General features: G+C 73.8%; 15 protein-coding genes and 1 pseudogene. 6 read left to right on the top strand and 10 right to left on the bottom strand.

What is annotated here, in order from left to right; genetic code table 11:
* Nucleotides 1–503: 503 nt before the first annotated feature.
* Nucleotides 504–1,328, top strand: coding sequence for an NAD(P)H-dependent oxidoreductase (locus AB0M43_RS20970; protein ID WP_363727084.1), 825 nt, complete (start codon nt 504–506; stop codon nt 1,326–1,328).
* Nucleotides 1,325–1,645 (top strand): multidrug efflux SMR transporter, encoded by a 321-nt coding sequence (locus AB0M43_RS20965; protein WP_363727081.1) that lies wholly within the window; start codon nt 1,325–1,327, stop codon nt 1,643–1,645. The genes AB0M43_RS20970 and AB0M43_RS20965 overlap by 4 nt, the downstream gene beginning before the upstream one ends.
* A 327-nt stretch (nt 1,646–1,972) precedes the next feature.
* Here AB0M43_RS20965 and AB0M43_RS20960 read toward each other — a convergent pair whose 3' ends face one another.
* The 10 genes and pseudogenes from AB0M43_RS20960 to AB0M43_RS20915 all read right to left on the bottom strand — a co-directional run bounded on the left by AB0M43_RS20960 (nt 1,973) and on the right by AB0M43_RS20915 (nt 11,762).
* Nucleotides 1,973–2,398, bottom strand: a complete 426-nt coding sequence (locus AB0M43_RS20960; protein ID WP_363727079.1) for a hypothetical protein — start codon at nt 2,396–2,398, stop codon at nt 1,973–1,975.
* Between the two features lie 441 nt (nt 2,399–2,839).
* On the bottom strand, nt 2,840–4,714 hold the full coding sequence (locus AB0M43_RS20955) for an acyl-CoA dehydrogenase (protein ID WP_363727077.1): 1,875 nt from the start codon (nt 4,712–4,714) through the stop codon (nt 2,840–2,842).
* Nucleotides 4,711–5,592: an HAD family phosphatase gene (locus AB0M43_RS20950; protein WP_363727075.1), complete on the bottom strand. Its 882-nt coding sequence runs from the start codon at nt 5,590–5,592 to the stop codon at nt 4,711–4,713. Before AB0M43_RS20950 ends, AB0M43_RS20955 begins: the two co-directional genes overlap by 4 nt.
* On the bottom strand, nt 5,589–6,770 hold the full coding sequence (locus AB0M43_RS20945; RefSeq protein ID WP_363727073.1) for an acyl-CoA dehydrogenase family protein: 1,182 nt from the start codon (nt 6,768–6,770) through the stop codon (nt 5,589–5,591). Before AB0M43_RS20945 ends, AB0M43_RS20950 begins: the two co-directional genes overlap by 4 nt.
* On the bottom strand, nt 6,770–7,762 hold the full coding sequence (locus AB0M43_RS20940; RefSeq protein WP_363728014.1) for a phosphotransferase family protein: 993 nt from the start codon (nt 7,760–7,762) through the stop codon (nt 6,770–6,772). The genes AB0M43_RS20945 and AB0M43_RS20940 overlap by 1 nt, the downstream gene beginning before the upstream one ends.
* 20 nt (nt 7,763–7,782) lie before the next feature.
* Nucleotides 7,783–8,757: an NADPH:quinone oxidoreductase family protein gene (locus AB0M43_RS20935; protein WP_363727071.1), complete on the bottom strand. Its 975-nt coding sequence runs from the start codon at nt 8,755–8,757 to the stop codon at nt 7,783–7,785.
* A 215-nt stretch (nt 8,758–8,972) separates the two neighbouring features.
* A pseudogene (locus AB0M43_RS20930) lies at nt 8,973–9,713 on the bottom strand (SDR family oxidoreductase); the annotation flags it as partial.
* A 5-nt stretch (nt 9,714–9,718) separates the two neighbouring features.
* Nucleotides 9,719–10,279 carry a MaoC family dehydratase gene (locus tag AB0M43_RS20925; RefSeq protein WP_363727069.1) on the bottom strand — a complete coding sequence of 187 codons (561 nt, stop codon included), beginning with the start codon at nt 10,277–10,279 and terminating at the stop codon, nt 9,719–9,721.
* Entirely contained in the window at nt 10,276–11,028 is a 753-nt protein-coding gene (locus AB0M43_RS20920; protein ID WP_363727067.1) for an SDR family oxidoreductase, read from the bottom strand. The genes AB0M43_RS20925 and AB0M43_RS20920 overlap by 4 nt, the downstream gene beginning before the upstream one ends.
* Nucleotides 11,025–11,762, bottom strand: a complete 738-nt coding sequence (locus AB0M43_RS20915) for an SDR family NAD(P)-dependent oxidoreductase (RefSeq protein ID WP_363727065.1) — start codon at nt 11,760–11,762, stop codon at nt 11,025–11,027. Before AB0M43_RS20915 ends, AB0M43_RS20920 begins: the two co-directional genes overlap by 4 nt.
* A gap of 68 nt (nt 11,763–11,830) precedes the next feature.
* On the opposite strand from AB0M43_RS20915, the gene AB0M43_RS20910 reads away from it, so the two are divergent.
* The 4 genes from AB0M43_RS20910 to AB0M43_RS20895 all read left to right on the top strand — a co-directional run bounded on the left by AB0M43_RS20910 (nt 11,831) and on the right by AB0M43_RS20895 (nt 14,784).
* Nucleotides 11,831–12,517 carry a TetR/AcrR family transcriptional regulator gene (locus AB0M43_RS20910; protein ID WP_363727064.1) on the top strand — a complete coding sequence of 229 codons (687 nt, stop codon included), beginning with the start codon at nt 11,831–11,833 and terminating at the stop codon, nt 12,515–12,517.
* A gap of 139 nt (nt 12,518–12,656) precedes the next feature.
* Complete coding sequence (locus AB0M43_RS20905; RefSeq protein WP_363727062.1) at nt 12,657–13,418, top strand: trypsin-like serine protease; 762 nt, start codon at nt 12,657–12,659, stop codon at nt 13,416–13,418.
* Between the two features lie 143 nt (nt 13,419–13,561).
* Complete coding sequence (locus tag AB0M43_RS20900) at nt 13,562–14,527, top strand: LysR family transcriptional regulator (protein WP_363727060.1); 966 nt, start codon at nt 13,562–13,564, stop codon at nt 14,525–14,527.
* Nucleotides 14,524–14,784, top strand: coding sequence for a LysR family transcriptional regulator (locus tag AB0M43_RS20895; RefSeq protein ID WP_363727058.1), 261 nt, complete (start codon nt 14,524–14,526; stop codon nt 14,782–14,784). The genes AB0M43_RS20900 and AB0M43_RS20895 overlap by 4 nt, the downstream gene beginning before the upstream one ends.
* The last annotated feature ends 17 nt before the right edge of the window (nt 14,785–14,801 follow it).

The following is a 14,801-nucleotide window of genomic DNA, read 5'->3' as shown; positions in this document are numbered from 1 at the left end:
GGGCCCGAAGCTCCGGGTCCGGGCGGGGCATCGGTTCCGGGAGGCGCCGCAGGGCCGGGCGCGGTAGCAAGGCCGGTCGCCGTCACACCGGGCGCCTCAGGCCTGCGGGCCGCACGGCCGGGCGCCGTAACGCCGGGCGCCTCAGAGCTGCGGGCCGCACGGCCGGGCGCCGCGACGCGGGGCGCCTCAGGGTCGCGAGCCGCAGGGCCGGGCGCCGTAGCACCCGGCACCTCAGAGCTAGGAGCCCCAGGGCCGGGAGAGGCCGTAGAGCCGGGGGCCGCCGACCATACGCCGGGTGCCACCTCGCGCCCTCCCTCGGCGGCCGAACGCACGGCGGCGCCTCCCCGCTCGGCGGAAGCCCGCTCCGGGTCCGTGCGGCCGGCGCCCGACGGCTGCCTCCGTGAGCTGGTCATGAACCCCACCCTACTACAACTGGACGACCCGTCCACTTAGAGCTACGGTGTTAACCGGACACGCCGTCCACTTACCCCGGGAGCCTCACGATGACCCACCTGCTGCACCTCGACTCCAGCGCGCGGAGCCGGTCGTTCTCGCGCACCCTCACGGCGCTCTGCGCGGAGGCCTGGCGGGCGGCCCACCCCGGCGCGGCGTACACGTACCGCGACCTCGTCGCCGGCCCCGTGCCCCCGATCGGCGAGGCGTGGACGGAGATCTGCGACCACCTGCTGACCCACCAGATCACGGACATTCCGCGGTACGCCGAAGCGGTCACCACCCCCGCCCGCCGCGCCGCGTGGGCCACGGTGGAGCCGCTGCTCGCCGAGCTGGTCTCCGCCGACGTGGTCCTGATCGGCGCGCCGATGTACAACTACTCGATTCCGGCCGCGCTCAAGGCGTGGATCGACCAGGTGACCTTCCCCCGGATGGATCTGACCGGCCGCGCCTTCGTGGTGGCGAGCGCGCGGGGCGGTTCCTACCAGCCGGGGACGCCGAAGGAGCCGTTCGACCACCAGGAGCGGTACCTGCGTGATTTCTTCGCCGGGCACTACGGGGTCACCGATGTCACCTTCGTGACCACGGAGCTGACCAACGCCCGCGTCGACCCGGTCCTCGACGACCTGCGCGAACGGCAGGACGCTTCGCACCGGGCGGCGGTGGCCCGGGTGGAGGCACTGACAACCCGGTTCGGGGGCGCGGTGGCCGGGGGCGCGGCGAGCCTGGGGTCGCAGACCGGTGACGGGACCAGCCTCAGCACCCAAGCTGGTGACGGGGCCAGCCCGGGCACGCAGACCGGGCACGGGGCCAGCCTGGCCTCACTGCCCGGGGGTGCGGCGATCCCGAGCGCGGCCCTCGGGGGTGGGGCGTGAGCTGGGTGGTGCTGGTTCTCGCCGGGCTCGTGGAGGTGGTGTGGGCGCAGAGCATCCGACCGACGGAGAACTTCACGAGGCCGCTGCCCACGCTGGTGTGCTTCGTCCTGGGCGCCGCGTCGGTGTACCTGCTGTCCCGGGCGATGAACGGCCTACCCGTCGGGACGGCGTACGCCGCGTTCACCGGGATAGGGGCGGTCGGCACGATCCTGCTGGGCATCGTGGTGCACCGCGATCCGGTCAGCGCGACCCGACTGGCGGCCCTGTCGCTGATCGTGGGCGGCGTCCTGCTGGCCCGGGTGACGTCGGAGCCCTGACCCGACCGTCCGGCTGGCTGGCTGGCTGGGCCAAACCGGTAGAGGACCGATAGCGGGCGCGGGGCGAGAACCGGCCGGCGACGCGGGCCGGAGGCACGGAACGCGGGGCGGGGCGGAACGGGGACGGAACAGGGACGGGCCGGGGCGCGGGTCAGGACGGGCCAGGACGGGTCGGGCGAGGAATAGGGACGGGCCGAGGCGCGGGGCGGGACAGGCCAGGACGGGTCGGGCGCGGGGCAGGGACAGGGCGGGCACGGCGCCTCGCGGGTGCCGCACCTCGCGGGTGCCGCACCTCGCGGGTGCCGCACCTCGCGGGTGCTGCGGCGCCTACTCCTCGTCGAGCTCGTAGACCCGTTCCTCGAGCAGCTCCGACGCCCGCGCGAGTTCCTCGTCCAGGTCCAGATAGGTGCGGTCGCGGCGCGCGGGCCCGCCCAGTCCCTCGTCCAGGCCGGCCGCCACCCAGGAGAACACCCCGCGCAGTTCCCCGACCGCGTCGGCGCTCGCCACGCACAGTTCGAACGACACGGCCAGACCGGCGCGGGTGGCCACCACCCGGTCGGGGTCCTCGGGCAGCCGACGGCCACCGGTGAGGAAGTACGGCTCGCCGACCAGGCGCAGCCACATCAGCTCGGCGGTCGCGTTCTGGCTGCTCAGCATGCTGGCGATCGCCGCCCGGACGGCCACGGTGGGCTCGTCGCCCATCCAGCCGAGCCAGTGGTCACGGTCCGTCAGCGCCCCGAAGTCGTCGTGCATGATCCGGATCATAGCGACCCGCGCGCCGCCCGGGCCAGGCCCACGAGGGCACCGTCCGAGCCTCCGACCGCCTGTGGCACGGCGCTTCACCCACCGATCAAACCCGCACTTTCCGGGTACCGGCGGCGCGGGACGACGACCGGTCATCACGACGGTCAGGGTGCACCCGCCCACGCCTGCGCTGACAGCTGTTGCTTCCGTTGCCGGCCCGGACGCCCGCCGCCCAGGCGGCCGTTCCGTCCGAAGCCCGCCAGGCAGGGAGACGGCCACGCTCTCCGACCCCCGCCAGACGCGCGGACGGCCGCGCCTCCGACGCCGTCCCGCCCGCCGTCCGGCCAGCCGTCCCGCCCGGCGTCCGCCCAGCCGTCCCGCCCGGCGTCCGGCCAGCCGTCCCCGTCGGTGCCCGCCCGGCGAGTCCGTGCCACCGGGCGGGCATCATGTTCAGAACGCGCCGTCCGGGATGTCCATCAGGGAGTTGTCGGTGTCCTCCAGGACGGCGCGGCGGACGGCCAGTTCGGGGAGGACCGTGGTCGCGAAGAACCGGGCGACGGCGAGCTTGCCGGTGTAGAAGTCGGCGTCGGCGGACCGGCCACCCTCGTCACCGGAGCCACCGGCACCGGCACCGGCCGCTCCACCGTGCCCGCCCCGACCCCCGGCCAGGGCCGCCGACGCCACCACCGCCTGCCGGGTCAGCAGCCACCCGATCACCAGGTCACCGACGCTGATCAGGAGGCGGGTGGTGTTCTGCCCGATCCGGTACACCTCGCTGATGTCGCCGCCGGCCTTGTCCCGCCAGCCGAGCATCGCGTCCACCATGCCCCGGACGTCGGCCAACGCGGCGGCGAGCGCGGCCCGCTCCACGGCGAACGCCCCACCGACGCCCGCCGGGTCGGCGGCGTCCAGGCTGCGGAGGAATTCCTCGATCTCGCCCGTGAGGACGGCGAACGCCCCGCCGTTGTCGCGCGCTATCTTGCGGAAGAAGAAGTCCTGGCCCTGGATGCCGGTCGTGCCCTCGTACAGCGAATCGATCTTCGTGTCCCGGATGTACTGCTCGATCGGGTAGTCCTGGAGGAACCCGGAGCCGCCGAGGGTCTGCAGCGACAGGGTGAGCATCTCGTAGGAGCGTTCGGAGCCGACGCCCTTGACGACGGGCAGCAGCAGGTCGTTCATGCTCGCGGCCAGCTCCGGGTCCACGCCGCCCCGGTCGAGCCAGCCGGCGGTGTAGAGGTAGGTGGCGCGCAGGCCCTCGGCGTACGCCTTCTGGAGCATCAGCATCCGGCGCACGTCGGGGTGCCGGTCGATGGTGACCCGGGGCGCGGACTTGTCGGCGGCGCGGGTCAGGTCGGGGCCCTGGATCCGGGTCCGGGCGTAGTCGAGGGCGTTGAGGTAGCCGGTGGACAGGGCCGCGATGGCCTTCACGCCGACCTGCATCCGGGCCGATTCGATCACCTTGAACATCTGCGCGATGCCCTCGTGCACCTCGCCGAGCAGCCAGCCCACGGCCGGCTGGTCCTCGCCGAACCGCAGTTCGCAGGTGGTGGACACCCGGATGCCCATCTTCTTCTCGACGTTGGTGGCGTACACCCCGTTGCGGGCGCCGAGTTCGCCGGTGGCCGGGTCGAAGCGGTACTTCGGCACCACGAACAGCGAGAGCCCCTTCGTGCCCGGGCCGGCCCCCTCGGGGCGGGCGAGGACGAAGTGCACGATGTTCTCCTCCAGGTCGTGCTCGCCGGAGGTGATGAACCGTTTGACGCCCTCGATGTGCCAGGTGCCGTCGGGTTGCGGGAGGGCCCGGGTCCGGCCGGCGCCGACGTCGGAGCCCGCGTCGGGTTCGGTGAGCACCATGGTGCCGGCCCAGCCCTTCTCCAGCATCACCTCGCCCATCCGGCGCTGGGCCGGGGTGCCGAGGTTGTAGAGCAGGCCGGCGAAGGCGGGGCCGCCGCCGTACATGAAGACGGGGGCCTGGGCGCCCTGGACCATCTCCACGAGGGCCCACCACAGCATCCGGGGCGCGGCCGTGCCGCCGAGCCCGACGGGGAGGTCGAGCCGCCACCATTCGGCGTCCATGTACGCGCGGTAGGAGCGGCGGAAGCCCTCGGGCATGGTGACGGAGTGGGTGGCGGGGTCGTACACGGGCGGGGTGCGGTCGGACTCCACGTAGGACTCGGCGACGGGGCCGGTGGCGAGCCGTTCGACCTCGCCGAGGATGTCGCGGACGGTGTCGGGGTCGAGGTCCGGGTACCGGCCGAGGTCCAGGTCGAACACCTCGAACAGGTTGAACCGCAGGTCACGGAGGTTGGCACGGTAGTGGCTCATGTGGAGTCCCCCAGGTCGAGGCCGGAGCGGGCGGGGCCGGGCAGGTCAAGGTTGGCACGGTCGGGGCCGGTGTCGTCAGTGCCCGCGCGGTCGGGGCCGGCACCGCCCAAGCCCGCACGGACCGGGCCGACACCGTCACCGCCCGCACCGTCGGATCCGACGCCACTCAAGCCCGCACGGACCGGGCCGACGCCGTCACCGCCCGCACGGTCGAAGGCGGCGCCGCCCAAGCCCACACGGTCGGAGCCGGCGGCGCCGGGTGCGATCCGGGCGGCGGCGCCGGACAGGTCCAGGCCGAGCAGGGCGTCGAGCGCGCGCAGGGTGTCCGTCGCGTGCGTGTGCCGCACGGTGGCCATGCCCAGCGCACGGGCCGGTTTCAGGTTCCCGCCGAGGTCGTCGACGAACACGCACTCGCCCGGGGTCAGTCCGATCGCCGCCGCGCCGAGTGCGTAGATCGCCGGGTCGGGTTTGCGCACGCCGACCGTGCCGGACAGGACGACGCCGTCGAAGAGGTCCGCGAGGTCGGTGTAGCCGCCGGGGCCCCAGGAGTTGGAGACCAGGCCGGTGCGGACGCCACCGAGCCGGGCGCGGAGCACGGCCTCGCGCATCACCGGGTCCGGGCGGATGTCGGCGGTCAGGCGGCGGAGGAGGCCGGTGGGGCGCACGCGGAGCAGTACCCCGAAAGAGGTTTCGAATTCCGGGGTGGAGATCGTGCCGCTTTCCAGGCCGGCGAGCAGGTCGCGGGCCGCCGGGTCGGTGCGGAACAGGGTGGCGACCCGGTCGGCGGGCAGCCCCTCCCGGCCGCAGAACGCCGCGAAGGAGGCGAAGACGTCGGTGGTCAGCACCCCGCCCCAGTCGATCAGAAGACCCTTTCTCATGGGTACTGTCGCAGCTCCCGCCGGGCCAGCGACATCCGGTGCACCTCGTCGGGCCCGTCGGCCAGCCGGAGCGACCGGGCCGCCGCCCAGAGCCCGGCGAGCGGGAAGTCCTGGCTGACCCCGCCGCCGCCGTGTGCCTGGATGGCCTTGTCCAGTACCCATTCCGCCATCTGCGGGGTCACGATCTTGATGGCCTGGATCTCGGAGTGCGCGCCCTTGTTGCCGACGGTGTCCATCAGCCAGGCGGTCTTGAGGACGAGGAGCCGGGCCTGTTCGATCCGGACCCGGGACTCGGCGATCCAGTCGGCGACGACCCCGTGCCGCGCGATCGGCTGCCCGAAGGTGGTGCGCTCCAGGGCCCGGCGGCACAGCAGTTCCAGGCCGCGTTCGGCCATCCCGATCAGGCGCATGCAGTGGTGGATCCGGCCGGGGCCGAGCCGGGCCTGGGCGATGGCGAACCCCTCGCCCTCCCCCACGACCAGGTTCTCCGCCGGCACCCGGACGTCGGTGAAGACGATCTCGGCGTGCCCGCCGTGCGGCCCGTCGTCGAAGCCGAACACGTGCAGGCCGCGCCGGACGTCCACGCCGGGGGTGTCGCGGGGTACCAGGATCATGCTCTGCTGCCGGTGCCGGTCCTCCCCGCCGGTGCGGCCCATGACGACGAGGAGTTCGCAGCGCGGGTTCATGGCGCCCGAGGACCACCACTTGCGCCCGTTGACGACGTAGAAGTCGCCGTCGCGGACGATGCTGGTCGCGATGTTCGTGGCGTCGGAGGAGGCCACGTCGGGTTCGGTCATGCAGATCGCGGAGCGGATCTCGCCGGCCAGCAGGGGCTCCAGCCAGCGCTTCTTCTGGGCTCCGGTGCCGAACATCTCCAGCACCTCCATGTTCCCGGTGTCGGGCGCGGAGCAGTTCAGCGCCTCCGGGGCGAGGTACGGGCTGCGGCCGGTGATCTCGGCGAGCGGCGCGTACGCCTGGTTGGACAGCTGGAACAGGTTCCACAGCCCGCGCCGGCGCGCCTCGGCCTTCAGCTCCTCCATCACCGGCGGCGTGGTCCAGCGCTCGCCCGCCGCGACCTGTGCGGCGAACACCGGCTCGGCGGGGTACACGTGGGAGTCCATGAAGTCGAGCAGCTTCCCGCGCAGCTCCAGCGTCCCGGCGTCGTAGGCGAAGTCCATCAGTGTCCCCTGTCCTCGGCCAGCGCGGCGTGCCCCAGTTCGACGAGGGGTGCGACGACCTCGCCGATCCGGTCGAAGCCCCCGCCCACGGTCTGGCCGGCCGTGTACCGGTGGTGGATGCCCTCGGCGATCACCGCGAGCTTGAAGAACCCGAAGGCCGTGTACCAGTGCAGCCGCGACAGGTCGACCTTGCGCCGGGCCGCGTACCGGTCGATCAGTTCCGGGCCGCCCGGGAAGTTGGCCGTGACCGCGTCGGTGACCGCGTTGGCGGGCAGGTGCGCGAGGCCGGTCCAGTAGACGCAGAAGACGCCCAGGTCGGTGAGCGGGTCACCGAGGGTGGCCATCTCCCAGTCGAGGACGGCGGCGATCCGGTCGTCGGCGGACACCAGCACGTTGTCGAGCCGGTAGTCGCCGTGCACGATCGCCGGCCGGCCGCTGTCGGGCACGTCGGCGGCGAGGGTCCCGTGCAGCGCGTCGATGCCGGGCAGGTCCCGGCCGCGCGAGGCGTCGAGCTGGGTCCGCCAGCGGCGCAGCTGGCGGACCAGGAAGCCGTCGGGGCGGCCGAAGTCCGCGAGCCCCACGGTCGCCGGGTCCACGTCGTGCAGGTCGGCGAGGGTGTCCATCAGGGCGTGGGCGACGGTGCGGGCCCGGGTCGGGTCCAGCGCCGCCGTCTGGACGGACGAACGGTAGACCGTTCCTTCCACATAGGACATCAGGTAGAAGGGGGCGCCGAGAACGTCCGGATCGGGGCAGTGCGCGACCGTTTCGGGTACCGGCACGGCAGTGGGCCGCAGCGCGCCGATCACCGTGTACTCGCGGCCCATGTCGTGCGCAGTAGCCAGCACGTGCCCGATGGGCGGCCGGCGCAGGACCCAGCGGTGCGCGCCGTCGGTCACCACGTACGTCAGGTTGGACTTACCGCCGACGACCCGCTCGGCGGTCAGGTCGGCGGTGACGAGGCCGGGGAGTTCCGCGTCGAGGTAGCGGCGCAGCGCGTCGAGGTCCAGGTGCCTCACGGCGTGACCACCACCCGGCCGACCGTCTCCCCGGCGGCGAGCCGGGCCAGCCCGTGCGGCGCGCGGTCGAAGCCGACCCGCTCGCCGATCAGGGGGACGACCACGCCCGCTTCGGCGAGGGCGAGCAGTTCGCGGTGCGCGGCGAGGACGGCGGCGGGGTCGACCTTGCGGTACAGGCCCCAGTGCAGGCCCAGCAGGGTGTAGTTCTTCACCAGCGCGTGGCTCATCGCCGGACTGGGGATCTGGCCGCTGGCGAAGCCGACCACCACGATCCGGCCCTCGAACGCCACGCACTTCGTGGACCGCTCGAACGCCGCCCCGCCCACCGGGTCGAACACCACGTCCGCGCCCCGGCCGCCGGTGGCCTCCTTGACCACGGCCACGAAGTCCGCCTGGTGCCGGTCCACCACGAGGTCCACGCCCAGGTAGCTGGCCACCTTCGCCTTGTCCGGGCCGCCGACCACGCCGATCACGGTCGCCCCGGCCGCCTTGCCCAGCTGCACGGCCGCGCTGCCCACCCCGCCGGCCGCCGCGTGCACGAGCAGGGTCTCCCCGGGCTGGAGCCTGGCGCGGCGGTGCAGGGCGAACCACGCCGTCTGGTACCCGATCAGGAAGGCCGCCGCGCGCTCGTCGTCGAGGTTCTCCGGTGCGGGGAGCGCGTCGCCGACGTCGAGGACCGCGTACTCGGCGAGTGCTCCGGAGGTGGCGGCCGGGGTGCCCACGACCCGCTGGCCGACCGCGAAGCCCCCGGCGGCGGTCACCACCTCGCCGCACAGTTCGACCCCGGGCGTGAAGGGCAAGGGCGGTTTCACCTGGTACTGGCCCCGGCAGATCAGCACGTCCGGGAAGTTCAGGGCCACGCCCAACACCCGGACCAGGAGTTGCCCCGGGCCGGCCGTGGGGCGGGCGGCGTCCACGAGTTCCATGACGTCCGTCGGCTCGCCCAGCCGGGTCACCTGCCACGCCCTCATCGGGTCGCCTCCTTCGTGCGGTCGGCCGGGTCCGGTGCCCCGGCGGCGTCGGGTCGGGCCGGTCGGCTTCCGGGCGCCGGCTCGGCCCGCGCGTCGGGGTGGGGAGCCGCTGATTCCGCGTCGAGGTGCGGTGCCTCTGGTTCCGTGTCGGGGTGCGGTGCCGCTGGTTCCGCGTCGCGGTGCGGAGTCTCCGGATCCGCGTCGAGGTGGGCCTGGAGGCGGCGCATCGCGGCCAGCCAGCGGTCGGGGTCGGCGGCCTTGCCCGCGAAATAGCCGGCCACCTCGGGATGCGGCAGGATCAGGAACCGGCCGTCGGCCAGCGCCTCGACCACCGTGTCGGCGACCTGCTCGGCGGTCAGCGCGGAGTCCGCCAGCATCAGCCGGCCGGCGCGGCCCGAGGCGTCCAGCATCGGGGTGCGCACCCCCTGCGGGCACAGCGCCTGCACGGTGATCCCCCGGTCGGCGTAGGTGGCCGCGAGCCATTCGGCGAACGCGAGTGCGCCGTGCTTCGTCACCGAGTACGGCGCGGAGCCGAGCATCGTCAGCAGCCCCGCCGCCGACACGGTGGCCAGGAAGTGGCCCCGGCCGCGCTCCAGCCAGCCCGGCAGCAGCGCGCGGGCCGCCCGGACGTGCGCCATGACGTTGACCTGCCAGGCGAGGTCCCAGTCGGCGTCGAGGGCCTCGGGGCCGCCCGGGGTGCCGACGCCCGCGTTGGCGCAGAACAGATCGACCGCGCCGAGGTGCCCGATCGAGGTGGCGACCAGGGCGGACGCGCCGTCCGGGGTGGACACGTCGCCGGGTACCGCCCAGCCGTCGATCTCCGTCGCGACCCGGGTGGCGGCCGCCGGGTCGAGGTCGTTGACGACCACCCGGGCGCCGGCCGCCGCGAACCGGCGGGCCAGGGCGGCGCCGATGCCGGAACCCGCGCCGGTGACCACGACGCCCGCGCCGTCCAGGACGGTCACGACGCCTCCCGGGTGCCGGGAGCGGCGGCCTCGTGCGCGCCGGACGGAGCCGGGTCGTGCGAGCCGGGTGGGGCGGGTTCGCCGTAGAAGCGGGCCACCGACTCCGCAACGCACACCGGCCGGTCGCCGCCCTCGCGTTCCATCGTCACCCGGCACACCACCTGGATCCCGCCGCCCGCCTCGCCGACCCCGGTCACCTCGACCCGCCCGCGCAGCCGCGAACCGACCGGCACGGGAGCGGGGAACCGGACCTTGTTCAGCCCGTAGTTGACGGCCATCCGGACCCGGTCGACCACCAGCCGGTCCAGCGTGATCACGGGCAGCAGGGACAGCACCAGGAAACCGTGCGCGATCGTGCCGCCGAACGGGCCGGCCGCCGCGCGGGCCGGGTCGACGTGGATCCACTGGTCGTCGCCGGTGGCCTCGGCGAACCGGTCGATCCGCTCCTGGTCGACGGGGAACCACGCGCTGTACCCGAGGTCGACGGGCACGGCGGCGGTCAGCTCGTCGAGCGAGGCGAACCGGCGCGCCTCCGTGGCCTCGGCCGCGCCCGTCATCCCAGGCCGCCCGACAGGGTCAGCCCGCCGTCCACGACCACCGTCTGGCCGGTCATCCAGCCCGCGTCGGCCGAGGCGAGGAACGCGACCGCCCCGGCGACGTCCTCGGGGATGCCCAACCGCTTCAACGGGTACGTGTCCGTGACCCGCTGCTCGCGCCCCTCGTACAGGGCGGCGGCGAACACGGTCTTCACGATCGCGGGCGCGACGGCGTTGACCCGCACCCCGGGGCCGAGTTCGGCGGCGAGCTGCATGGTGAGGTGGATCAGGGCGGCCTTGCTGGCGCCGTAGATCCCGATCCCGGCGGCCGGCCGCAGCCCCGCGACGGACGCGACGTTGACGACGGCCCCGCCGTGGTCGGCGAACCAGGCCCGGTGCGCGTGCCCGACCCAGCCGAGGGCGGCGATCACGTTGACCTCGAAGACCTTGCGCACGGCGGCCGGGTCGGCGTCGATCATCGGGCCGTACGTCGGATTGATCCCGGTGTTGTTGACCAGCACGTCGAGCCGCCCGAACGTGTCGAGGACCCGGGCGACGGCGTCCGCCTGGTGTTCGGGGTCGTCGGCCCGCCCCGCGACGGCCATGGCCCGCTCGGGGCCGAGCCGCTCGACGGCGGCGGCGAGCGCGTCGGGCTTGCGGGCCGTGAGGCAGACCCTGGCGCCCTCGGCGACGAGGCGTTCGGCGATGCCGAGCCCGATCCCCCGGCTCGAACCGGTGATGAGGGCGACCTGTCCGTCGAAGCGCGTCACATGCTTATCCCGCCGTCGACCGGGAGGACCGCCCCGGTGATGTACCCGGCCTCGTCCGAGGCCAGGAAGCCGACCGCCGCGCACATCTCCGTCGGGTCCGCGAACCGGCCCATCGGGATGTGCGCGGTGAGCTGCGCGCGCTTGGCGTCCGGGATGGACGCGATCATGCGGGTCTCGGCGTTCGGGGAGATGGCGTTGACGGTGACCCCGAAATGGGCCAGTTCCTTCGCGGCCGTCTTGGTGAAGCCGATGATGCCGGCCTTGGCGGCGGCGTAGTTGGCCTGGCCGGTGTTGCCGTGCAGCCCGGTGTAGGAGGTCACGTTGACGACCCGCCCGGAGCCCTGGGCGCGGAAGTGCGGCACGCAGGCCCGGGTGAACCGGAAGGTGCCGCCGGTGTGCACGGCGAGCACGGCCTCCCAGTCCTCGTCGGTGATCTTCCACAGCACGTTGTCGCGGAGGATGCCGGCGTTGTTGACCAGGATGTCGATCCGGCCGGTGGCCGCGACGGCGGCGGCCACGACCCGCTCGACGTCGGCGGTGCTGCTCACGTCGGCGGCGATGCCGGTGGCGCCGAGCGCCCCGGCCGCCGCCGCCAGTTCCTCGGCGTCGAAGTCGATCAGGAACACGGTCGCGCCGGCGTCCTGGAAGAACCGGCCGAGGGCGAGGCCGATGCCCCGGGCGGCGCCGGTGACGAGGACCGTCCGGCCGGAGAAGTCGTAGGTCAGGTTACCCATCAGGTACTTTCCTCCGCATTTCACACACTTACCCGGTGGTAATCAAGCGCTTGCTTAGAATGCTGGTCATGCACCCCGATGTCAACGACCCGCGCCCCCCGGTCGAGGGCGGCCTGGACGAGGCCGAGGCCCGCGCCCTCGACGAGAACTGGTCGGAGGTCCAGCCCCCGGCCGCGCGGCGGATCCTGATCGCCGCCGTCGAGGCGTTCGCCACCCGGGGGTACCACGCGACCACCACCCGTGACATCGCCGGCCGGGTCGACCGGTCCCCCGCCGCCGTGTACGGCTACTTCGCGTCGAAGGAGGAACTCCTCTACCGGATCAGCCTGATCGGACACCAGCGCACCCTGCGGACGGTCGTCGACGCCTCCGCCGGCGAGCCGGACCCGGTGGCCCGGATGCGCGCCCTGGTCAGCGACTTCGCGGCCTGGCACGCCCGGCACCACACCACGGCCCGGGTGATCCAGTACGAGCTGGGGGCGCTCAGCGAGGAGCACCACGCCGAGATCGCGGCCCTGCGCCGGCAGATCGACCGGGTGGTCCGCGAGACCCTGGAGTACGGGGTGGCGCGCGGCGCGTTCGACGTACCCGACGTGCCCGGCACCGCGCTCGCCCTGCTCAGCCTCAGTATCGACGTGGCCCGCTGGTACCGGTCGAGTGGCCGGTTGGGGCCGGAGGACATCGGCGCGCTGTACGCCGACCTGGCGCTGCGGATGGTGCGGCCCCAGGCCGGTACCCAGAGCATCGCCCCGTGACATCTGGCCCCCGGGTCCGCATTCCCCTACATTGACCGACATCGGTCCATGGTGGTGTCGCGACACGCAGCGGCACCGGCCGGTGCTCCGGGCGGCGGTCGCACGCCACGGCCCGGGGCAGACACTAGGGAGGCCCCTCATGAAGTTCAGCAGCCTCGCGGCCCGGGTCGCGGTCACAGTGGCCGGAGCGGCGCTCGCGGTAGCCGCCACGGCGGGTCCGGCTTCGGCAGGTCGCACGTCGGACGGTCCGCCGCAGGGCATCGTCGGCGGCAGCACGGTCGGCACCGCCCCGTCCTGGGCGGCGGCGGTCGGCGACAGCAGCGGCATGTGGTGCAGCGGCACCCTGATCGCGCCGCAGTGGGTGCTCAGCGCCGGGCACTGTTCGGGCGCGACCAGGATCCGGGTCGGCTCGAAGAACCTGAACAGCGGCGGCACGCTGGCGACGGTGTCCAAGTCGGTCAAGCACCCCAGCTACAACGGCGGCGCGTACGACTTCCGGCTCTACAAGCTCAGCGCCCCGGTCAGCCAGGCCCCGATCACCCTGGGCACGGCGTCCCCTGCCGTCGGCGCGGCGATCACCCTGTACGGCTTCGGCCAGACCTGCGCGCCCGACGGGTGCGGCGGCATGAGCTCCGTGCTCAAGACCGTGGGCACCTCGGTCACCTCCGACGCGAACTGCGGCGGGATCAGCGGCTCGGTGGAGCTGTGCTTCGACACGTCCACGACCGCCACCGACTGCTACGGCGACTCGGGCGGCCCGGCCCTCGCGGGCGGCAGGCTCGTCGGCGTCACCAGCCGTGGCGCGGACGGCCCCGGCGCGGACACCTGCGGCCGGACGAACTCGATCTACGGCGACACCACCACCGTGCTCAGCTGGATCCGGTCGACCGCCGGCCTCTAGCCACAGCGAAGGCATGGCCCCGGAGTCCCCTCAGACCCCCGGGGCCATGCCCGTTTTCCATAACGTTGAGTTAATAGTCTTGACCTGGCCCACACGCCCGGACGTACCCTGAGCAACCCGGGGGCGTACCGGAAGGGCCGCCAGTGAACATTGACCTCAGGCACCTGCAGATCCTGGTGGCTGTCGCCGACGCCGGCAGCATCCGGGGCGCGGCCACCCGGCTGCGCCTCGCCCAGCCGTCCCTGACCCGCCAACTGCACCGGATCGAGACCGCGCTCGGCGGAGCCGTGTTCGACCGGACCCCGCACGGCGTGGTGCCCACCGCGACGGGCACGAAAACCCTGGACCAGGCCCGACGGGTACTGGCCGACCTCGACCGGATGTGGACCGGCGCCGCCGAGATCCTGCACCAGCTCCCGTCCCGGCCGGCCAGGGTCGGCGGCGTGGTCGGCGCGTTCACCGACGCCCTGGTCCCCGCGTCCGAGGCCGTGGGCGACGCGCCCGTGACCAGCCACGGCGACCCGATGGTCAGCCGGCTCGTGGACCAGCTCGCGGCCGGGCAGCTCGACGCGGCCGTGCTGCACGAGTTCCCCGGCTTCACCCTGCGGCTGCCGCCCTCGCTGGGTACCCGGCACCTGATCACGGAGCCGATCTTCGTGGGGGTCGCCGAGGAGCACCCCCTCGCCCAACGGTCCGAACTGGACCTCGCGGAGCTCGCGCCCCGGACCTGGGCGCTGCCCCGCGACGACGACGGCGGCCTGCACGCCAGCTTCCACCGGGCCTGCGCCGACGCCGGGTTCACCGCCCGGGTCCGGCACTGGACCACCGACTCGGCGGCCGTCGCGCCCCTGGTGGCGGCCGGGGCGGTGTGCGGGCTGTACCCGACGACGTACGTGCTGCCCGGGATGCGGGCCATGCCGCTGGCCGGGGCCCCGCTGCGCCGCCGGGTACTGCTCGCCTGGCGGCGGGACTCGTTCGTGCACGACCGGACGGAGGAGTTCGTCGCGCACCTGTACCGCAGCTACGCGGCCATCGTGCGCCACCGCCCCGCGTACCGCGACTGGTGGGCCGCGCACGCCACCCACGCCTCCCCCGGACTGCCGTCGTGAACCTCGAACTGGGCCACCTGCGGCTCGTCGTGACCGTCGCCGACGCCGAGGACCTGCGCACCGCCGCGCACCGGTTGCAGATCAGCCAGCAGTGCCTGCTGGAGCGGCTGGGACGGATCGAGGCGGCGTTCGGCGGGGCGCTGTTCGCGCACGGGGACGGATACCTGGCGCCGACGGCCGCCGGCCGGTACGTGGTCGACTGCGCCCGGGGCATCCTGGACACCCTGCACGACATGGGGGCGCACGGGACACCTTGACGGTCCCGGCAGAATGT

The sequence above is a fragment of the Longispora sp. NPDC051575 genome (assembly GCF_040681875.1).
GTDB lineage: Bacteria > Actinomycetota > Actinomycetes > Mycobacteriales > Micromonosporaceae > Longispora.
Note: the sequence above shows the minus strand (reverse complement) of the source record. Positions and strands in the feature narration are given on the sequence as shown.